Source organism: Achromobacter sp. ISS7 (genome assembly GCF_056523125.1).
Map to the genome: position 1 here is coordinate 4,897,676 of NZ_JAWRZD010000001.1, position 17,531 is coordinate 4,915,206.

A 17,531-nucleotide genomic window follows, 5' to 3' on the forward strand; every position below is an offset into this window, starting at 1 on the left:
CTTAGGTCGTCACGCCGTCAGGCGGGCTTGCGCGGCACCAGCGTGACCGCGCCGGGGTTCAGCTCCTGGCTGAAGCGGCGCGGATCGCGCCCCTCGTCTTCCGGGCGTACACCCAACCAGCCCTGGCCGAGCGCATAGACGCCCAGGTTGGCCAACAGGATCAGGATGAAGAGCACTCGCATGCCGCGGCCTCGTCAGGCGTTCGCTGCCGGATTGGCGCGCGCGATGGCGGCCAGTCCATCCAGGACGGGGTGGTTCAGGTAGATCGGCACCGGCGCGGCGCCGAATGCGCCGCCGGCATCGGCCAGCAGGCGTTCGATTTCCTGGTGCACTTCGGGCCAGCCGCCGCCGGCGGCGAAGATCTGCGGCGTCTGTCCGTAGCGCTGGCGGCCGGCGAGCCACTGGCGCACCACCGCGCCCGCCTGCGCGGCGGCGATGCCGGAGGCGATGGCCTCGTGCGTGTCGGTGGGATAGGCCACCACCTGGCCGTCGGCGATCGGCAGGTTGGCCGTGCCGTGGGCCAGCGCGTTGCGCATCATGGCCGGGCCCGGCAGGATCAGGCCGCCGGCGAAGGCGTTGTCTGGTCCCACGGTGTCGATGGTGGTGGCGGTGCCGAAGCTGGCCAGCAGGAAGGGCGGATGGGCGCCGGGCAGGCGCGACAGCACGCCCAGCAGCGAGGCCCAGCGGTCCGCGCCCAGTTGCGACGGCGTCTTGTAGTGGTTGACCAGCCCCAGCGTGGTGGCCTGCGAGGTGGCCCAGGTCACGGCACAGCCATGGCGTTGCAGGGTGGCCGCGATGGCGGCGCCGCGCTCGGCGCCGGCCACGTTCACGCCCAGCGCGCGCGACGGCCGCTGCGGCAGGGCGGCGAGCCAGCGGTCCAGGGCGTCCAGGTCCAGGCCGTCGAAGGCGACGGCGGCCGGCTCGCGCGGCATGTCCGGGCTGCTGGGGTCCAGCCAGCCCACTTTGAGGCGGCTGTTGCCGGAGTCGATGAGGATGATCATGCTTGGCGTCGAATCGAGATTTCACCGACCGAGATCGGCATGGCGCCCTGGGGCGTTTGCACCAGCAGGCGGCCCTGGCCGTCGACGCCGCAGGCGGTGCCGCTGAGGACCACGTCGCCCTTGTCCAGCACGTTGACCGGGCGGCCGGCCAGCGCGTCGACCTGGTCGAAGCGCTTGGAAAAGGCGGCGAAACCTTCGCGTTCCAGCGTCCGCACGGCCTCGTGCCAGGCGGTCGCCGCCGCACAGACCAGGTCCGCGGCGGTGGCGGCATGGCCTGGCGCGTGTTCGGTGACACAGGCCCAGTCGGCGACCTGGCGGCCCAGCGCCTGCGACAGCGCGCCGGCATCGACCAGGTTGACGCCCATGCCGATGACGACGGTGTAGCCGGTCTCGCGGCCGCCGGGGTTGCGGGTGGTCTCGACCAGCACGCCGGCCAGCTTGGCGTCGTGCCATTGCACGTCGTTGGGCCATTTCATGCAGAGGCCTTCAGCGCCGGGGCCGGCCACGGCGCGCAGCGCCTCGCAGGCGGCCAGGCCGGCCAGCGGCGACAGCGCCGGCAACTGGGCGGCCGGCAGGTGCACGTCGAAGGCGCACGAGAACATCAGCGCCGCGCCCACCCGGTTCTGCCAGGGGCGGCCGGCGCGGCCGCGGCCCGTTTCCTGCAGATGGGTGCCCAGCAGCCAGGGCTTGCCGGCGCCGCCGCCGGTGCGGGCGCGGGCCAGCAGGTCGGCGTTGGTGGAGCCGGTGCTGGAGATCCAGGCGACATCTTGGAAAGCGGGCAGGCGTGAACCCAGCATCCGCGCGAGATCGTCGGGCGCGGGCAGGTCGGTGGGGCGGACTTGAGCGGACATGGCGCCGATTGTAGGGCACGCGCGGGCCGCGTTCGCGCCGTGTCGTGCGCAGCGTATATGATGGGCGATACATTTTGCATTGCGACCCTGCATTCATGCCGCATTCCGCCCCGTCCGCGTCCACCGCCACCGCGCCCTTCCGCCAGGAAGCGGGCGTGTGCCACGTCGGGGGCGACTGGAGCGTGCTGGCGCTGGCCGAGCCGGGCGAGGTCGAGCGTCGCCGCTCGGCCATGGCCAAGGCCGCCGCCGCCGGCGTGCGCTGGGACCTGCAGGGCATCAGCCGGCTCGACACCATCGGCGCCCTGCTGATCTGGCAGGCCTGGGATGAAAAGCTGCCCGAGCGCGTGCGCTGGTCGGCCGGCCAGCAGGATGTGTTCACCGCCCTGGCGACGAACAAGGGCGGCAAGCAGGCGCCGCCGCGTCCCGAGCCCTCGTGGGGCTGGCTGCGCGCCGTGGGCGATGCCGTGCTGCAGGCGGCCGAGAACGGCCGCGCGCTGCTGATCATGCTGGGGCAGCTCATCCTGGACCTGTTCGGCATGCTGCGGCGGCCGTCGCGGGGCCCGTGGCGCGAGATTTCGGCCCAGGTCTACCGCACGGGGGCGCAGGCGCTGGGCATCACCGCGCTGGTGGGCTTCCTGATCGGCGTGGTGCTGTCGTACCTGTCCGCCCAGCAGTTGCAGATGATCGGCGCCGACCGCTTCATCGTCCGGCTGCTGGGCGTGTCGATCGTGCGCGAGCTGGGGCCGGTGCTGGCCGCCATTCTGGTGGCGGGCCGCTCCGGGTCGGCCATCACCGCGCAGATCGGCGTCATGCGGGTCACGCAGGAACTGGACGCGATGCTGGTGATGGGCATTTCGCATGGCCAGCGGCTGATCCTGCCGCGGGTGGTGGCGCTGGCCGTGACCATGCCGCTGCTGGTGCTGTGGACCGACGCCATGGCGATCCTGGGCGGGATGCTGGCGGCGCAGGTGCAGCTGGGGGTGTCGGCGCAATGGTTCCTGCAATCGCTGCCCGACGCCATTTCCCTGACCAATTACTGGATCGGCATCCTGAAGGGCGTGACCTTCGGCATCCTGATCGCGCTGATCGCCTGCCATTTCGGCCTGCGCATCCAGCCCAATACGGAAAGCCTGGGACGCGGCACCACGACCTCCGTGGTCACCTCGATCACCGGGGTGATCCTGCTGGACGCGCTGTACGCGGTCATTTTCAGTTCGGTGGGCATCTGATGGCCGGCGCCGAGCAACAACGCCTGTTCACCGAAGAGCACGTCACGGTCGCCCCGGTCATCACCGTGCGCGGGCTGCGGACCGCCTTCGGCGACCACGTGGTGCACGACAATCTGGACCTGACCGTGTTTCCGGGCGAGATCCTGGTGCTGGTGGGCGGGTCGGGCACCGGCAAGACGGTGCTGCTGCGGCAGATCATCGGGCTGGACCGGCCGGCGGCCGGCACCATCCGGGTGCTGGGCAACACGTTGTCGGAACTGACGCCGAGCGAGCGCCGGCGCCTGTCGTACCGCTGGGGCATGCTGTTCCAGGCGGGCGCGCTGTTCTCGGCGCTGTCGGTGTACGACAACGTCGCGCTGCCGCTGCGCGAGCTGCGCACGGTGCCGGAGGACCTGGTGCACGACGTGGTGATGTGCCGCCTGGCGATGGTCGGCCTGTCGGCGCAGGATGCCGGCAAGCGGCCGTCCGACCTGTCGGGCGGCATGATCAAGCGCGTGGCGCTGGCGCGCGCGCTGTCGCTGGACCCGGAACTGGTGTTCCTGGACGAACCCACGGCGGGCCTGGATCCGCTGCGTTCGGACGAATTCGTGGACCTGGTGCGCAGTCTGCACCGGCAGTTGGGCTTTACCGTCGTCATGGTGACGCACGACCTGGACACGCTGCTCGCGCTGGCCACCCGTGTCGCCGTGCTGGCGGACAAGCGGGTGATCGTATGCGACACGGTGCCGGAAGTGCTGAAGGTCGACCACCCGTTCATACATACATTCTTCCTGGGCGAGCGCGGCCTGCGCGCGCTCGGGGACATGGCGCCGAAGGGAACGCATCATGGAAAACCGTAGTCACGCGCTCATGGCCGGCATCTTCACGCTGGTCCTGCTGGCCGCCGCTGCGCTGGTGGCCGTCTGGATCGGCCGCGACCGGACCAAACTGCAAACCTATGAAATCATCTCGGCCACGGCCGTCAGCGGGCTCAACCCGCAGTCGACCGTGCGCTACCAGGGGGTGCCGGTGGGCAAGGTGCAGGCGCTCGCGCTCAACCCCGACAAGCCGGGCCAGGTGCGCATCCGCATCGGCGTGGCGCCGAACACGCCCATCACCGAATCGACCTGGGCCGAACTGGGCGTGCAGGGCGTGACCGGCATGGCCAACGTCGAACTGCGCGACGACGGCAGCTCGTTCAAGCGCCTGGCGTCGTCCGAGGCCAACCCCGCGGCGATTCCGCTGCGCCCGGGTTTCCTGGACCGCATCGAGCAGCGCGGCGGCCGGCTGATTTCCAACGTCGAAGACGCCACCGAGCAGTTGCGCCGCCTGCTGAGCGAACAGAACGTGCAGGCGCTGACCGCCAGCCTGCAGAACGCCACCGACATCACCCAGTCCCTGAAAGAGGCCAGCCGCGACCTGGGGCCGACCCTGGCCAAGCTGGGGCCGCTGGTCGACGCGCTTGGCAGCACCTCTCGCCAGGCCGACCGCGCGGCGCGCGAAGTGGCGGACCTGGCGCAACAGGCGCGGCAGTCGCTGGCGCGCCTGAACGCGCCCGACGGCGCGTTGGCCATGGCCACGCGCAGCCTCAGCGATATCGCCTATGCCGCCTCGCGCCTGGACAACGAGACGCTGCCGGCCATCACCGGCATGGCGTCCAGCGTCACCGAGGCCGCGCGCGGCGCCACCTCTACCCTGCGCCGCGTGGACAACACGCCGCAATCGTTATTGTTCGGACCGGCGCCAGCGGCGCCCGGGCCGGGCGAGGCCGGCTTCGCCGGTTTTGGGAGACAGCCGAAATGAAGATGCGTAGCGCGATCCTGATCCTGACCCTGGCGCTGGCCGGTTGCGGCGTGGGCCGTGTCGGCGCGCCGCCGGCCGTATTCGATCTGGGCCTGGACGCCCGGCCGGCGCCGCAGCTGCCCGCGCGCGAGCCCATCGCGGTGGTGTTCTCGGCGGTGCCGGCGCTGTCCGGCACCGGCGTGATCTGGCGCGTGGGCGACAGCGCCGCGCCGCAGGCCTATGCCACCTATCGCTGGGCCTCGTCGCCATCGGACCTGGTGCGCCAGCGCCTGCTCGAGCGCCTGTCGCGCCAGGGGCCGGTGCTGGCCGAGCGCGCCAACGGCCAGACGCCGCAGGTGCAGGTCTACCTGTCCCAGTTCGAACAGGTCTTCACGCCCGATGGGTCGGCCAGCGAGGGCCGCGTGCTGCTGCAGGCGGTGCTGTTGAACGGCCGCGCCGTGGTCGGCCAGTTGCGCATCGCGACGCGGGCGCCCGCGCCCACGCAGGATGCCGCGGGCGGCGTGGCCGCCTTGCGCCAGGCTACCGACGACGCCGCCGACCAGCTGGCGCAATGGCTGGCCGCGCAACCGAAGGCCGCGGCTCGACCCGCCGGTTAACATCTTCCTTTTCCACGCAGCACGAGTTTCCCTATGCCCGCAAGCACCCAAACCCACGCCTTCACCGGCGCCGCCGGCCGCATCGACTGCGCGGTGGACTGGCCTGACGGCACGCCGCGGGGCTGGGCCCTGGTGCTGCATCCGCATCCGCTGCAGGGCGGCGCGCGCGAGAACAAGGTGGTGACCACGCTGTCGCGCGCCTGCGTCCAGCACGGCCTGGTGGCGGTGCGGCCCAATTTCCGCGGCGTCGGCCTGTCCGAAGGCGCGTTCGACAAGTCCGTCGGCGAAACCCAGGACATGCTGGCCGTCGTCGCGCAGATGCGCGAGCTGCACCCGGAACTGGCGCAGGCGCCCTGGGTGCTGGCCGGCTTTTCGTTCGGCACGGCCGTGGCCGCGCAGACTTACGCCGCCTTGGCCGATCAGGGCGATGCGGTGCTGCCGAGCGCGCTGATGCTGATGGGCCCCGCAGTCAACCGCTTCCAGTCGCATGAGGTGCAGGTGCCGGGCGACACGCTGATGGTGCATGGCGAAGAGGACGAAGTCGTGCCCTTGTCGGAAGCCATGGACTGGGCCCGCCCGCGTTCGATCCCGGTGGTGGTGATCCCCGGCGCCTCGCACTTTTTCCACGGCAAGCTGCTGGTGTTGCGCCAGCTGGTGCAGGCGCACCTGAAGGTCAAGCTTGACTGAACGGCGCGCCGCGCCATGCGCCGCGTTGCATCAAGTTGCATGTTTTAAATGCCCAAGGAACCCATCCCGGGCCGGACGGGTCTCATCGACTGCCTATAATTGTCAGCCACTTGCCCCGCGCCAGCGGGCGTCTTTCCTGGACCCACGTTGCCGATGAAGAAATTGCCTCACTCCGCTCACTCCCCCGTTGTTTTTGCCCGTCGCGCCTTGGCTGGCGCGGTGTTGTCGGCGATGCTCGCGACGTCGTTGCCGGCCTGGGCCCAGCAGGCGCCCGCCGCGACGCCGGCGGCCGCGGGCGCCACGGCCCCCGCGCCGACGGCAACGGGCGTGGTGCCGGTGGGCGATGTGTCGGCGGTGCCGGCGCCCACCATCGCGGCCAAGGCCTGGATCGTGATCGACGTGAACAGCGGCCAGACCCTGGCGGCGTCGAACCCCGACATGAAGGTCGAGCCGGCCTCGCTCACCAAGATCATGACGGCCTACGTCGTGTTCAACGCGCTCGAAGAGAAGCGCCTGACGCTGGAACAGACCGTGCCGGTGTCCGAGCACGCCTGGCGCACCGGCGGTTCGCGCATGTTCATCGAGCCGCGCAAGCCGGTCACTGTCGATGAGCTGAACCAGGGCATGATCGTGCAGTCGGGCAACGACGCCTCGGTCGCGCTGGCCGAAGCGGTCGGCGGCAGCGAAACCGCGTTCGCCTCGCTCATGAACCAGGAAGCCGAGCGCCTGGGCATGCGCAACACCCACTTCATGAATGCCACGGGCCTGCCCGATCCGCAGCACATGACGTCCACGCGCGACCTGGCCACGCTGTCGGCGCACCTGATCACCGATCACCCGCAGTTCTTCCACTACTACAAGCAGAAGAGCTACACCTACAACAAGATCACCCAGCCCAACCGCAACCGCCTGCTGTGGGCCGATCCCTCGGTCGACGGCATGAAGACCGGCCACACCGATTCGGCCGGCTACTGCCTGGTGTCGACCGCGGTGCGCGGCGACCGCCGCATCCTGGTGGTGGTGGTGGGCACCGACAGCGAAGCCACGCGCGCCGAGGAAAGCCTGAAGCTGCTGAACTGGAGCTTCCAGAACTTCGACACGGTCAAGCTGTTCGACAAGAGCCAGCCCGGCATCGACGCCCGCGTCTGGGAAGGCACCGCCGAAAACGTCAAGCTCGGCCCGCCCAACCCGGTCTCGATCGCGGTGCCGCGCGGCAAGGCCGGCGACCTCAAGCCCGTGGCGCAGCGCACCGATCCCCTGATCGCGCCGCTGACCAAGGGCCAGCAGGTCGGCACGCTGCAGTTCACGCTGGATGGCAAGGTGCTGCGCACCGAGCCGCTGGTGGTGCAGGACGCCGTCGAACGCGCGGGCTTCTTCGGCCGCATGGTCGACACCGTCAAGCGCTGGTTCCAGTAAGCCGACGCGCCACGGGCGCGGTTGGGTGTAAGCTTTACCAAGAAGGGGCGGGCCGTGTGGCCCGTCCCTATCCATTTGATTCTCAGGAGCGGCTCATGATTCCGGGCGTGCCGGGCGAAAGCCAGGTGTTTCTCAATGGCGAGTTTGTGCGTATCGACGAGGCCAAGGTCTCCGTGCTCGATCGCGGCTTCATTTTCGGCGACGGCATCTACGAAGTGGTGCCCGTCTACCGCGGCAATGCCTTCCGCATGGCCGAACACCTGGACCGCCTGGACCGCAGCCTGGCGGCCCTGCGCATCGCCCAGCCGTTCGACCGCGCCGGCTGGATCGACCTGATCGAGCAGCTGCTGGCGCGTTCGAACCTGGAAACCTGCATCGTCTACCTGCAGGTCACGCGCGGCGTGGCCAAGCGCGACCACCAGTTCCCGGCCGAGCCGGTCAGGCCGACGGTGTTCGGCATGATCTCGGCGTGGGCGCCGCCGTCGGCCGCGTCCCGCGCCCAGGGCCTGTCCGCCATCACCGTCCCCGACGAGCGCTGGCTGCACTGCGAGATCAAGTCGGTGTCGTTGCTGGGCAACGTGCTGGCCAAGCAGCAGGCGGTCGACGCCCACGTCGACGAGGTGCTGCAGTTCCGCGACGGCTTCCTCACCGAGGGTTCGTCCACCAACATCTGGGTGGTCTCGGGCGGCAAGCTGCTGGCCCCGCCCAAGAACAACCTGATCCTGGAAGGCATCCGCTACGGCCTGATGGGCGAGCTGGCGGCCGAAGCCGGCATCCCGTTCGAGGCGCGCCGCATCACCCAGGACGAGGTTGCCCGGGCCGATGAATTGATGCTGTCCTCGGCCACCAAGGAAGTGCTGGCGATCGTCTCGCTGGACGGCCAGCCGGTGGGCTCGGGCAAGCCCGGCCCCGTTTTTGCGCAATTGCGCGCGGGTTATGATGCCCGCATCGCCGCGCTCTAGAACGGCCACGTGGGGCGGCCCTGGCGGCCGCCCGCGCCGGCGGCGGGCCTTGCCTGCACGATGCCTGCCCCCATATAGATAGTTTGACGCTCCAGGCCATCCATCATGCATATTCCGCCCGAAGACTCCCTCATCGAGTACCCCAGCGACTTTCCCATCAAGGTCATGGGCAAGCATCATCCGGAGTTCGCGCAGACGCTGACCGAAGTCGTGCTGCGCTTCGACCCGGGCTTCGATGCCGCCACGGTCGAGATGCGGCCCAGCAAGGGCGGCAACTACATGGGCCTGACCTTCACGGTGCGCGCCACCTCGCGCGAGCAACTCGACAGCCTGTACCAGGCCTTGCATGGCCATCCGATGGTGTCGATCGTCCTGTAAAGGCAAGTGGCTGTGATCAAGTGGCTGGCGCGGCCCGCGGACTACCTGTCCGTGTGGCGGGACATGCAGGCGTACACCGACCGGCGGTCCGCCGAGACGCCCGATGAAATCTGGCTGTGCGAGCATGCCCCGGTCTACACGCTGGGCCAGGCGGGCCTGCCCGAGCACGTGCTCAACCCCGGCGCCATCCCCATCGTCCATTGCGACCGCGGCGGCCAGGTCACGTACCATGGCCCCGGCCAGGTGATGGCCTACGCGCTGTTCGACCTGCGCCGCGTCGACATGTACGTGAAGGAATACGTGGCCCTGCTGGAAGCGGCGGTGATCGACACGCTCGATGAAATGGGCCTGCCCGGCGCCTGCCGCAAGCCGGGCGCGCCGGGCGTGTACGTGGCCCATCCCGAGGGCGGCGAGCTGGCCAAGATCGCCGCGCTGGGCATCAAGATCCGCAACGGCCGCGCCTATCACGGCGTGTCGCTGAACGTGGCGATGGACCTGGCGCCGTTCCTGGGCATCAATCCCTGTGGTTACGCCGGCTTGCGCACGGTCGACATGGCGTCCTGTAGCGTGCGGCGCGAGCCCACCGAGGTGGGCGACGCGCTGGCCCGCAACCTGGCCCGCTTGTGGCGCCAGGCAAGGACACCCGCATGAAGACAAGCTATACCCCGGCCGAGGTGGCCGCGACCTCCCCCGAGCAACTGGCCAGCCTGCGCGCCGGACCGGCGCCGCAATATGCCGCCTGGATCCGCACGGCGGCCGACATGGGCCTGGTCGAGGCGCAGACCATCTTCGGCCAGATGCTGCTCGATGGCGTCGGCGTGCCGCAGGATCAGGCCAAAGGGCTGGCCTGGTTCAAGCGCGCCGCCAATGCCGACCATCCCATGGCCATCAACATGATCGGCCGCTGCTACGAAAACGGCTGGGGCATCGCGCCGGACGAGACCGTGGCGGCGTACTGGTTCCGGCTGGCCGCGGACCGCGGGCTGGACTGGGGCATGTACAACTACGCCCACATGCTCAAGAGCGGCCGCGGCGGCGTGGTGCAGAACCGCGCGGCGGCGCTGGCGCTGTACCAGCAGGCGGCGCAGGCCGGACACGTCAAATCCATCGGCGTGGTCGGCCGCTTCTACGAAACCGGCGACGTGGTCGAGCAGGACCTGGAGCGCGCGTTCGACTGCTACCAGCGCTGCGCCGAGGGTGGCGACTTCCGCGGCATGTTCCACCTGGGCCGCATGCTGTTGCAGCGCGGCCGCAAGGAAGAGGCAGTGCAGTGGCTGGTGCGCGTGCCCGAGACCTCCACGCCGGCCTTCCTGCGTGAAGCCGACGCGATGTTGCGCGACTGCGGCTTTCCGCCGTTGTACGAGACGGGCGCCTGAGCGGCGCCCCGGGTCGCACCGACCGCCTGACCCCGCCAATGCCTGGCCCGGCCCGCGTGGTCGTCAGGTGCTCAGGCGGGCTTCGAACACCACATCCAGCGTCAGCCGCGTGCCGGCCGGGTGTTCCCCATCCAGGCGGTCCAGCAGCAACTGGCCCGCGCGCCGGCCCAGCTCGGCCGCGTCCACGCCCAGCGTCGTCAGCCCCTGCGCCCATTGCGCGGCGCTGCCGTCTTCGGTGAAGCCCAGCACGGCCAGGTCCTGCGGCACGTGCAGGTCGCGCTGGTGGGCTTCCGACACGCTGGCGGCGGCCAGCAGGTCCGAGGTGCAGAACACCGCGTCGAAGATCGTGTTGGTCGCCAGCAGGCGCAGGAACGCCAGCCGGCCATCGTTCAATTGCTGCGCTTCCGGCTGCACGATGTCGGCCGCCAGCGTCAGCCCGAGCGCGGCCGCGCTGCTGATGAAGCCTTCGCGGCGGCTGCGTTCCCACGGGGTGTCGGCACTGACGCAGGCCACCCGGGCATGGCCTTTCTCGGCGAAGTGGCGGGCCGCCTGGCGGCCGGCCTCGGCGTTGTCTGGCGCGATCAGGCTGTCCAGCGGCGCGGCGGGCAGGCTCCAGGTTTCCACCACGGGGATCTCCAGGGCCGCCACGGCCGCGCGCAATTGCGGATCGTCGAGCGGGCCGATCACCAGCGCCGCGGCCGGCGCCAGCGCGCCCAGCAGCGGCAGCAGGGACGGATCGCGCCAGGGCGCCGCGGCCAGGTAATAGCCGGCGGGCGCCAGCCGTTCGGCGCAGGCCTGCACGGCGCGGGCGGCGGGCGCGGGGTCCAGCCGGGGGGCGATCAGGGCGATGGGGCGGGGGCAGGGCAGGGTCGACATGGGGGCAGGCGGCACGGATTCGTCAGGCGTGACGATAACCCGGCGCGGCCCGGCGCCGGGCCATTCGGGGCGGATTTGGGCGCAGGGGGTAAAATGCCTTCTTTTGTCTCAGACCGCGACGCCGCGCGCGCCGGTCGTGAAGGTGTTCCATGTCCACGCTTGCCGAGTCGTCTGTACCCTCGAACGAAGCCGCCGCCGCGCCCGCGGAGACGGCGTACGATCCGACGCAGAAACAGAAATCCCAGGCCAAGACGGCGCGCATCCCGATCAAGATCATTCCCGCCGAGCGCCTGAAGAAGCCGGAATGGATCCGCGTCAAGGCGGCCCAGCCGGGCTCGCGCTTCTACGACATCAAGCGCATCCTGCGCGAGCACAACCTGCACACGGTGTGCGAGGAAGCCTCCTGCCCGAACATCGGCGAGTGCTTCGGCAAGGGCACGGCCACGTTCATGATCATGGGCGACAAGTGCACCCGCCGCTGCCCGTTCTGTGATGTGGGCCATGGCCGCCCCGACCCGCTCGACACCAAGGAACCGGAAAACCTCGCGCGCACCATCGCCGCGATGAAGCTGTCGTACGTGGTGATCACCTCGGTCGACCGCGACGACCTGCGCGATGGCGGCGCCGGCCACTTCGTCGACTGCATCACGCACATCCGCGAACTGTCGCCCAGCACCCGCATCGAGGTGCTGGTGCCCGACTTCCGCGGCCGCCTGGACCGCGCGCTGACCATCCTGAACGCCGGTCCTCCGGACGTGATGAACCACAACCTGGAAACCGTGCCGCGCCTGTACAAGCAGGCCCGTCCGGGTTCGGACTACATGCACTCGCTCAAGCTGCTGGCCGAGTTCAAGAAGCTGCACCCCGACGTGCCGACCAAGTCGGGCCTGATGCTCGGCCTGGGCGAGACCGACGAGGAAATCCTGCAGGTGATGCGCGACATGCGCGAGCACAACGTCGACATGCTCACCATCGGCCAGTACCTGCAGCCGTCGGAACACCACCTGCCGGTGCTGCGCTACGTGCATCCCGACACCTTCGCCATGTTCGAGCGCGAGGCCTATGCGATGGGCTTCTCGCACGCCGCGGTCGGCGCGATGGTGCGTTCGTCGTACCACGCCGACGAGCAGGCGCATGCGGCGGGCGTGCCCAACTGAGGGCCACGCGGTTTCCGTGCCGATATGAAAAATGCCCCTGACGGGGCATTTTTTCATTCCGGCTGGCGCGATACCCGGCTGGTCCAGAACACGTCGGGCCGGCCCGCCTCGCGGTTCAGATAGCGCGCCAGCACGAACATCAGGTCCGACAGCCGGTTCAGGTATTGCCGCACCGGCGCATTCACCGCTTCCTCGCTCGCCAGCGCCACCACGGCGCGTTCGGCGCGGCGGCAGGCGGTGCGCGCCAGGTGGGCGTGCGCCGCCGCGCGCGAGCCGCCCGGCAGGATGAATTCGCGCAGGGGCGGCAGGGCCGCGTTGTAATGCGCCAGCCGCGCATCCAGGTGCGCCACCTGCGCATCGGCCAGCGCGACATGGCCGGGAATGCACAATTCGGCGCCCATATCGAACAAATCGTGTTGGATCGTCAGCAGATCGGCGGCCACGTCGGCCGGCATGGGCTCGGTCAGCAGCAGGCCGATGACGCTGTTCAACTCGTCCACATCGCCCAGCGCGGCGATGCGGGCCGCGTCCTTGGGCACGCGCGACCCGTCCCCCAGCCCGGTGCTGCCGTCGTCTCCGGTGCGGGTCGCAATGACTGAAAGGCGGTTGGCCATGATGTGTCCTTTGCAAACAACCGTCAGGATTGTTGCGTTATTACGGGGAAACTATTGCACAAGGGCGGTATCCTAGCATTGTGGAAAGTGCGTGCGGACGGCCATGCCGGCGCGGCGCTTTCATTGCAATCGGAGGATAGAGCATGGCTTTCAACCGCAAATACACCACGCCCATGGCCGTCGCCACCGCGATGGCCGTCGTGTCGCTGGCGACGCCGCTGGCGTTCGCGCAGCAGGCCGACGCCAGCGGCGAAGTGCGGCGCGTGGACCCGGGCGCGGGCAAGGTCACCATCAAGCACGACGCCATCAAGGCCCTCGACCTGCCGGCCATGACGCTGGTGTACGACGCCGATCCGGCGCTGCTGGCCAAGATCAAGGCCGGCGACAAGGTGCGTTTCACCGCCGAGCGCAAGGATGGCAAGTACGTGGTGACCGCGATCACCAACTGAACACGCGCCGCGGGCGTCGATGCGGCGCCCGCATGGCGACAGGCAACGCCGCCGCTGGCCTGGCGCGCACGCCTCTTGCCAGGCAAAAGGCCCGCCGCAATCGCTTGCGGCGGGCCTTTGTATTGGTGCCACCGGCCGGGGCCGGGGCGCGGGCTTACAGCACGTAGCGGGCCAGGTCCTGGCTGCTGGCGGCTTCGGCCAGTTGGGCGTTGACGTAGGCGGCGTCGATCTTCACCGTCTTGTTGCTGGAGGCGGTGGCGTCGAACGACAGTTCGTCCAGCAGCTTTTCCATCACGGTGTAGAGGCGGCGGGCGCCGATGTTCTCGGTGGTCTCGTTGACGTCGTAGGCCAGCTCGGCCAGGCGGCGCACGCCTTCGTCGGTGAATTCCAGCTGCACGTCTTCGGTGGCCAGCAGCGCCGTGTATTGCTTGGTCAGCGACGCGTCGGTATCGCTCAGGATGCGAACGAAGTCCTCGGCGGTCAGCGATTCCAGTTCGACGCGGATCGGGAAGCGGCCTTGCAGCTCGGGGATCAGGTCGGACGGACGCGCCAGGTGGAAGGCGCCCGAGGCGATGAACAGGATGTGGTCGGTGCGGACCATGCCGTAGCGCGTGTTGACGGTGGTGCCCTCGACCAGCGGCAGCAGGTCGCGCTGCACGCCCTGGCGCGAGACGTCGGCGCCGCCGCTTTCCTGGCGCGCCGCGATCTTGTCGATCTCGTCCAGGAACACGATGCCGTTCTGCTCGACGTTGTTGATGGCGGTGGTGCGCAGGTCTTCCTCGTTGACGCGCTTGGCGGCTTCCTCGTCGACGATCAGCTTGAAGGCTTCGCGCACCTTCATCTTCTTGGACTTTTTCTTGTCGCGCGCCATCCCGGCGAACATGCCGCGCAGCTGCTCGGCCATTTCTTCCATGCCCGGGGGCGTCATGACGTCCATCTGCGGCGCGGTCTGGGCCACTTCGATCTCGATCTCGAGATCGTCGATCTTGCCCTCGCGCAGGCGCTTGCGGAAGGTCTGGCGGGCGCTGTTGTCCTCGCCGCGCTCGGGCTCGCCGGAGGCGCCGCGCGGCGGCGGCACCAGGGCGTCCAGGATGCGGTCTTCGGCAGCGTCCTCGGCCTGGGTGCGCACGCGGCGCATTTCCAGTTCGCGGGTCTGCTTGATGGAGTATTCGGTCAGGTCGCGGATGATGGTGTCGACGTCGCGGCCGACGTAGCCCACCTCGGTGAACTTGGTGGCCTCGATCTTGATGAACGGGGCGTTGGCCAGCTTGGCCAGGCGGCGCGCGATCTCGGTCTTGCCCACGCCGGTGGGGCCGATCATGAGGATGTTCTTGGGGTGGATCTCGTGGCGCAGCGGCTCGGCCACCTGCTGGCGGCGCCAGCGGTTGCGCAGCGCCACCGCCACCGCGCGCTTGGCGCGGTTCTGGCCGACGATGTACTTGTCGAGTTCGGAGACGATCTCTCCGGGCGTCATGTTGGATGCGGACATGAGGGCGAATCCTTGAAGCGGGGCTGGGCTGGGGGACGGCCGCGGCGCCGGGCGGGCGCCGCGGGGTGGGCGTCAGTCGCCCAGCGTCTCGATGACGTGGTTCTGGTTGGTGTAGATGCAGAGGTCGCCGGCGATCTCGAGCGATTGCTTGACGATGGTCTCGGGCGCCAGGTCGGTGTTGCGCAGCAGCGCCAGCGCGGCGGCCTGGGCATAGGCCCCGCCCGAGCCGATGGCGGCCAGGCCGTGTTCGGGTTCGAGCACGTCGCCGTTGCCGGTCAGCACCAGCGTGTGCTCGGCGTCGGCCACGATCAGCATGGCTTCGAGCCGGCGCAGGACGCGGTCGGTGCGCCAATCGCGGGTGAGCTCGACCGCCGCGCGCATCAGGTTGCCCTGGTGCTTTTCAAGCTTGGCCTCGAAGCGTTCCTGCAGCGTGAACGCGTCGGCGGTGGCGCCGGCGAAACCGGCCAGGATCTTGTCGTGGTACAGGCGGCGGATCTTGCGCGCCGTGCCCTTGATGACGATGTTGCCCAGGGTGACCTGGCCATCGCCGCCCAGTGCGACGCGGTTGCCGCGGCGTACACACACGATGGTGGTGGCGTGAAATTGTTCCATGCGTTCCTTCCTTTGAAAGGACTAGCTGGGGGCGAAGCGAACGAAATCAAGGCTTGCGGGCCAACGAAGAAAGGAAGGCCCCGACGCCGCGCCGTCGGCCGTCCCCTCCCGAGGACGCGCTTTCGCCTTGAGGCGGTCCCGCAATGAAAAAAGGCCATGCTGGAAACCAGCATAGCCTTTCAGTGTGGCGCTTGAATAACGGGACGGATCAGTCGCCGTACAGCTTCTGCCGCATTTCGCGCCGTTCCTGCGCTTCCAGCGACAGGGTGGCGGTGGGGCGTGCCAGCAGGCGCGGGATGCCGATGGGTTCGCCGGTTTCCTCACACCAGCCGTATTCGCCGCTGTCGATGCGGGCGATGGACTGTTGCACCTTCTTGAGCAGCTTGCGCTCGCGGTCGCGGGTGCGCAGCTCGAGGGCGTGTTCTTCCTCGATGGTGGCGCGGTCGGCGGGATCGGGCACGAACTGCGTTTCACGCAGGTGCTCGGTGGTTTCGCCGGCGTTGGCCAGGATGTCCTGTTCGAGTTGTTTGAGCCGTTCCTTGAAGAACGCCAGCTGGCGTTCGTTCATGTAGTCGGACTCGGGCATGGCCAGCAATTCCTTCTCGCTGGGCAGATCAATCGCCGTATCGCTCGTCGACTTGCTTGATTTTTTGGTTGCTGCCTTGGTAGCCATGAAAACACTCCACTATGAATCGATCCTGGCGCGGGCTTGTCTTCCCGGTCCGTGTTTGCTGCCTACGCTATTCGTACCCTCACAGTACTGCCTTCGTCGCACCGCGTCACGTTATCCGGAAAGGGGATTACCCCGCCAGGCACTGCTCCAAGCCCCGGGTGAAAATCTCCTGGGGCAGCTTGCGTCCGATGAAGACCATCTTGGTGGACGGTTTTTCGGCCGCGGTCCACGGTTTGCCGGGTTCGGCGCCCATCATCATGTGCACACCCTGGAACAACATGCGGCGGTTGATGCCCTTCATGTACAGGATGCCCTTGTAGCGCAGCAGGTCGGGACCATAGACCTGCACCACGCCGCCCAGGAATTCCTCAAGGCGCGCGGGATCGAACGGCTTGTTGGACCGGAACACGAACGCGCCGATTTCGTCGTCGTGCTTGGGGTGGTGATGATGCGCGTGATTGCAGTGCGCCCCGCAGTCGCCGTCGTGATCGTGGTCATGGTCGTGACCGTGGTGGTCATGGCCGTGATCATGGTCGTGGCCGTGCCCGTGGGCATGGCTGTGGGCGGCGTCGGGGTGCTCATCGGCCAGGAAGTCCGGGTCGATGTCGAGAATGGAATTCAGGTTGAAGCCGCTGATGTCGATGATCGACTTCAGGTCGGCGTCGCCGAAGTTGACCGCGGTGATGGGCGCGCGCGGGTTCATCCGCAGCAGGCGGTTGCGCAGCGCTTCGTAGTCGACGTCGTTGACCAGGTCTTTCTTGGAGATCAGGATGCGGTCCGCGAAGCCGACCTGCTTCTGGGCCTCGGGCTGTTCATCCAGCGTCAGCATGCCGTGCTTGGCGTCGACCACCGTGACCACCGCGTCCAGGCGGTAGTACTCGGCGATGTCGTCGTCCATGAAGAACGTCTGGCATACCGGGCCGGGGTTGGCCATGCCGGTGGTTTCCAGGATGACGCGTTCGAAATTCAGGGCGCCCGCTTCGCGCTTGGCGCGCAGGTCGGCCAGGGTGCGCATCAGGTCGCCACGCACCGTGCAGCAGACGCAACCGTTGGACAGCTCGATGATTTCCTCGTCGCTGTCCTGCACCAGCAGGTCGTTGTCGATGCTTTCCGGTCCGAATTCGTTTTCGATGACCGCGACGCGGCGGCCGTGGAATTCGGTCAGGATACGCTTGAGCAGGGTGGTCTTGCCCGCACCGAGAAAGCCGGTGAGGATGGTGACGGGAACCATTTTGTCCAAACTGCGCGGGGTGTTCATGGCGAAGCTGCTTGCGTGAAGTAAAGGCGGTTAGACACGGCGGTCAAGCGCGGGGTGCTGGCGGGCGGCAGCGGGTGCCGATTGCCTGCCTGACATCGCTCGACCGATGTTACTGCCACAGGCTG

21 protein-coding genes are annotated in these 17,531 nt (G+C 68.7%); 12 read left to right on the plus strand and 9 right to left on the minus strand.

Going from position 1 to position 17,531, the window contains the following annotated elements; genetic code table 11:
* Nucleotides 1-17 precede the first annotated feature (17 nt).
* Genes AC1HFW_RS22195 through AC1HFW_RS22205 form a run of 3 tightly spaced genes read right to left on the minus strand, consistent with a single transcriptional unit; the run spans nucleotide 18 to nucleotide 1,852 of the window.
* A complete protein-coding gene (locus tag AC1HFW_RS22195) occupies nucleotides 18-182 on the minus strand; it encodes a hypothetical protein (RefSeq protein WP_006391936.1) in 165 nt (54 codons plus the stop codon).
* Between the two features lie 12 nt (nucleotides 183-194).
* A complete protein-coding gene (locus tag AC1HFW_RS22200; RefSeq protein ID WP_006391935.1) occupies nucleotides 195-1,001 on the minus strand; it encodes a type III pantothenate kinase in 807 nt (268 codons plus the stop codon).
* Nucleotides 998-1,852: a biotin--[acetyl-CoA-carboxylase] ligase gene (locus tag AC1HFW_RS22205; protein ID WP_006391934.1), complete on the minus strand. Its 855-nt coding sequence runs from the start codon at nucleotides 1,850-1,852 to the stop codon at nucleotides 998-1,000. Before AC1HFW_RS22205 ends, AC1HFW_RS22200 begins: the two co-directional genes overlap by 4 nt.
* Before the next feature lie 95 nt (nucleotides 1,853-1,947).
* Here AC1HFW_RS22205 and AC1HFW_RS22210 point away from each other — a divergent pair, with 95 nt between their 5' ends.
* The 10 genes from AC1HFW_RS22210 to AC1HFW_RS22255 all read left to right on the plus strand — a co-directional run bounded on the left by AC1HFW_RS22210 (nucleotide 1,948) and on the right by AC1HFW_RS22255 (nucleotide 10,278).
* Nucleotides 1,948-3,081 (plus strand): MlaE family ABC transporter permease, encoded by a 1,134-nt coding sequence (locus tag AC1HFW_RS22210; RefSeq protein WP_479285243.1) that lies wholly within the window; start codon nucleotides 1,948-1,950, stop codon nucleotides 3,079-3,081.
* Nucleotides 3,081-3,920: an ABC transporter ATP-binding protein gene (locus AC1HFW_RS22215; RefSeq protein ID WP_006391932.1), complete on the plus strand. Its 840-nt coding sequence runs from the start codon at nucleotides 3,081-3,083 to the stop codon at nucleotides 3,918-3,920. The genes AC1HFW_RS22210 and AC1HFW_RS22215 overlap by 1 nt, the downstream gene beginning before the upstream one ends.
* Nucleotides 3,907-4,863 (plus strand): MlaD family protein, encoded by a 957-nt coding sequence (locus tag AC1HFW_RS22220; RefSeq protein WP_479285244.1) that lies wholly within the window; start codon nucleotides 3,907-3,909, stop codon nucleotides 4,861-4,863. The genes AC1HFW_RS22215 and AC1HFW_RS22220 overlap by 14 nt, the downstream gene beginning before the upstream one ends.
* Nucleotides 4,860-5,459 (plus strand): ABC-type transport auxiliary lipoprotein family protein, encoded by a 600-nt coding sequence (locus tag AC1HFW_RS22225; protein ID WP_479285245.1) that lies wholly within the window; start codon nucleotides 4,860-4,862, stop codon nucleotides 5,457-5,459. The genes AC1HFW_RS22220 and AC1HFW_RS22225 overlap by 4 nt, the downstream gene beginning before the upstream one ends.
* A gap of 33 nt (nucleotides 5,460-5,492) precedes the next feature.
* Entirely contained in the window at nucleotides 5,493-6,146 is a 654-nt protein-coding gene (locus tag AC1HFW_RS22230; RefSeq protein ID WP_479285246.1) for an alpha/beta hydrolase, read from the plus strand.
* Nucleotides 6,147-6,299: 153 nt separating this feature from the next.
* Entirely contained in the window at nucleotides 6,300-7,562 is a 1,263-nt protein-coding gene (locus AC1HFW_RS22235; RefSeq protein ID WP_085943719.1) for a D-alanyl-D-alanine carboxypeptidase family protein, read from the plus strand.
* Between the two features lie 95 nt (nucleotides 7,563-7,657).
* Entirely contained in the window at nucleotides 7,658-8,524 is an 867-nt protein-coding gene (locus AC1HFW_RS22240; protein WP_479285247.1) for a D-amino acid aminotransferase, read from the plus strand.
* 105 nt (nucleotides 8,525-8,629) lie between these two features.
* Nucleotides 8,630-8,902, plus strand: a complete 273-nt coding sequence (locus AC1HFW_RS22245) for a YbeD family protein (protein WP_006391925.1) — start codon at nucleotides 8,630-8,632, stop codon at nucleotides 8,900-8,902.
* A gap of 12 nt (nucleotides 8,903-8,914) precedes the next feature.
* Nucleotides 8,915-9,553 carry a lipoyl(octanoyl) transferase LipB gene (lipB, locus tag AC1HFW_RS22250; protein ID WP_061072992.1) on the plus strand — a complete coding sequence of 213 codons (639 nt, stop codon included), beginning with the start codon at nucleotides 8,915-8,917 and terminating at the stop codon, nucleotides 9,551-9,553.
* Nucleotides 9,550-10,278 (plus strand): tetratricopeptide repeat protein, encoded by a 729-nt coding sequence (locus AC1HFW_RS22255; protein ID WP_479285248.1) that lies wholly within the window; start codon nucleotides 9,550-9,552, stop codon nucleotides 10,276-10,278. Before lipB ends, AC1HFW_RS22255 begins: the two co-directional genes overlap by 4 nt.
* Before the next feature lie 63 nt (nucleotides 10,279-10,341).
* On the opposite strand, the gene AC1HFW_RS22260 is transcribed toward AC1HFW_RS22255, so the two are convergent.
* Nucleotides 10,342-11,154 carry a substrate-binding domain-containing protein gene (locus AC1HFW_RS22260; protein ID WP_479285249.1) on the minus strand — a complete coding sequence of 271 codons (813 nt, stop codon included), beginning with the start codon at nucleotides 11,152-11,154 and terminating at the stop codon, nucleotides 10,342-10,344.
* A 149-nt stretch (nucleotides 11,155-11,303) separates the two neighbouring features.
* Between AC1HFW_RS22260 and lipA the strand changes: the two genes are divergently transcribed.
* Entirely contained in the window at nucleotides 11,304-12,311 is a 1,008-nt protein-coding gene (lipA, locus tag AC1HFW_RS22265) for a lipoyl synthase (protein ID WP_006391921.1), read from the plus strand.
* A gap of 53 nt (nucleotides 12,312-12,364) precedes the next feature.
* Here lipA and AC1HFW_RS22270 read toward each other — a convergent pair whose 3' ends face one another.
* Nucleotides 12,365-12,925, minus strand: a complete 561-nt coding sequence (locus AC1HFW_RS22270) for a cob(I)yrinic acid a,c-diamide adenosyltransferase (protein WP_479285250.1) — start codon at nucleotides 12,923-12,925, stop codon at nucleotides 12,365-12,367.
* Nucleotides 12,926-13,068: 143 nt separating this feature from the next.
* On the opposite strand from AC1HFW_RS22270, the gene AC1HFW_RS22275 reads away from it, so the two are divergent.
* A complete protein-coding gene (locus AC1HFW_RS22275) occupies nucleotides 13,069-13,374 on the plus strand; it encodes a copper-binding protein (RefSeq protein ID WP_006391919.1) in 306 nt (101 codons plus the stop codon).
* Between the two features lie 154 nt (nucleotides 13,375-13,528).
* Here the strand turns inward: AC1HFW_RS22275 and hslU are convergent, their stop codons facing one another.
* From hslU to AC1HFW_RS22295, 4 genes are all read right to left on the minus strand, one after another.
* The gene (hslU, locus tag AC1HFW_RS22280; protein WP_006391918.1) at nucleotides 13,529-14,863 is read right to left on the minus strand and encodes an ATP-dependent protease ATPase subunit HslU; all 1,335 of its coding nucleotides are present in this window, start codon (nucleotides 14,861-14,863) and stop codon (nucleotides 13,529-13,531) included.
* Nucleotides 14,864-14,935: 72 nt separating this feature from the next.
* On the minus strand, nucleotides 14,936-15,475 hold the full coding sequence (hslV, locus tag AC1HFW_RS22285) for an ATP-dependent protease subunit HslV (RefSeq protein ID WP_198486309.1): 540 nt from the start codon (nucleotides 15,473-15,475) through the stop codon (nucleotides 14,936-14,938).
* 208 nt (nucleotides 15,476-15,683) lie between these two features.
* Nucleotides 15,684-16,148, minus strand: a complete 465-nt coding sequence (gene dksA / locus AC1HFW_RS22290) for an RNA polymerase-binding protein DksA (protein WP_006389752.1) — start codon at nucleotides 16,146-16,148, stop codon at nucleotides 15,684-15,686.
* Between the two features lie 127 nt (nucleotides 16,149-16,275).
* Nucleotides 16,276-17,406 (minus strand): CobW family GTP-binding protein, encoded by a 1,131-nt coding sequence (locus tag AC1HFW_RS22295; protein WP_061072994.1) that lies wholly within the window; start codon nucleotides 17,404-17,406, stop codon nucleotides 16,276-16,278.
* Nucleotides 17,407-17,531: the final 125 nt, after the last annotated feature.

Coding starts and splice junctions, on each gene's coding strand:
- AC1HFW_RS22195 (WP_006391936.1), bottom strand. CDS start 182: ATGCGAGTGCTCTTCATCCTGATCCTGTTGGCCAACCTGGGCGTCTAT.
- AC1HFW_RS22200 (WP_006391935.1), bottom strand. CDS start 1,001: ATGATCATCCTCATCGACTCCGGCAACAGCCGCCTCAAAGTGGGCTGG.
- AC1HFW_RS22205 (WP_006391934.1), bottom strand. CDS start 1,852: ATGTCCGCTCAAGTCCGCCCCACCGACCTGCCCGCGCCCGACGATCTC.
- AC1HFW_RS22210 (WP_479285243.1), top strand. CDS start 1,948: ATGCCGCATTCCGCCCCGTCCGCGTCCACCGCCACCGCGCCCTTCCGC.
- AC1HFW_RS22215 (WP_006391932.1), top strand. CDS start 3,081: ATGGCCGGCGCCGAGCAACAACGCCTGTTCACCGAAGAGCACGTCACG.
- AC1HFW_RS22220 (WP_479285244.1), top strand. CDS start 3,907: ATGGAAAACCGTAGTCACGCGCTCATGGCCGGCATCTTCACGCTGGTC.
- AC1HFW_RS22225 (WP_479285245.1), top strand. CDS start 4,860: ATGAAGATGCGTAGCGCGATCCTGATCCTGACCCTGGCGCTGGCCGGT.
- AC1HFW_RS22230 (WP_479285246.1), top strand. CDS start 5,493: ATGCCCGCAAGCACCCAAACCCACGCCTTCACCGGCGCCGCCGGCCGC.
- AC1HFW_RS22235 (WP_085943719.1), top strand. CDS start 6,300: ATGAAGAAATTGCCTCACTCCGCTCACTCCCCCGTTGTTTTTGCCCGT.
- AC1HFW_RS22240 (WP_479285247.1), top strand. CDS start 7,658: ATGATTCCGGGCGTGCCGGGCGAAAGCCAGGTGTTTCTCAATGGCGAG.
- AC1HFW_RS22245 (WP_006391925.1), top strand. CDS start 8,630: ATGCATATTCCGCCCGAAGACTCCCTCATCGAGTACCCCAGCGACTTT.
- AC1HFW_RS22255 (WP_479285248.1), top strand. CDS start 9,550: ATGAAGACAAGCTATACCCCGGCCGAGGTGGCCGCGACCTCCCCCGAG.
- AC1HFW_RS22260 (WP_479285249.1), bottom strand. CDS start 11,154: ATGTCGACCCTGCCCTGCCCCCGCCCCATCGCCCTGATCGCCCCCCGG.
- lipA (WP_006391921.1), top strand. CDS start 11,304: ATGTCCACGCTTGCCGAGTCGTCTGTACCCTCGAACGAAGCCGCCGCC.
- AC1HFW_RS22270 (WP_479285250.1), bottom strand. CDS start 12,925: ATGGCCAACCGCCTTTCAGTCATTGCGACCCGCACCGGAGACGACGGC.
- AC1HFW_RS22275 (WP_006391919.1), top strand. CDS start 13,069: ATGGCTTTCAACCGCAAATACACCACGCCCATGGCCGTCGCCACCGCG.
- hslU (WP_006391918.1), bottom strand. CDS start 14,863: ATGTCCGCATCCAACATGACGCCCGGAGAGATCGTCTCCGAACTCGAC.
- hslV (WP_198486309.1), bottom strand. CDS start 15,475: ATGGAACAATTTCACGCCACCACCATCGTGTGTGTACGCCGCGGCAAC.
- dksA (WP_006389752.1), bottom strand. CDS start 16,148: ATGGCTACCAAGGCAGCAACCAAAAAATCAAGCAAGTCGACGAGCGAT.
- AC1HFW_RS22295 (WP_061072994.1), bottom strand. CDS start 17,406: ATGAACACCCCGCGCAGTTTGGACAAAATGGTTCCCGTCACCATCCTC.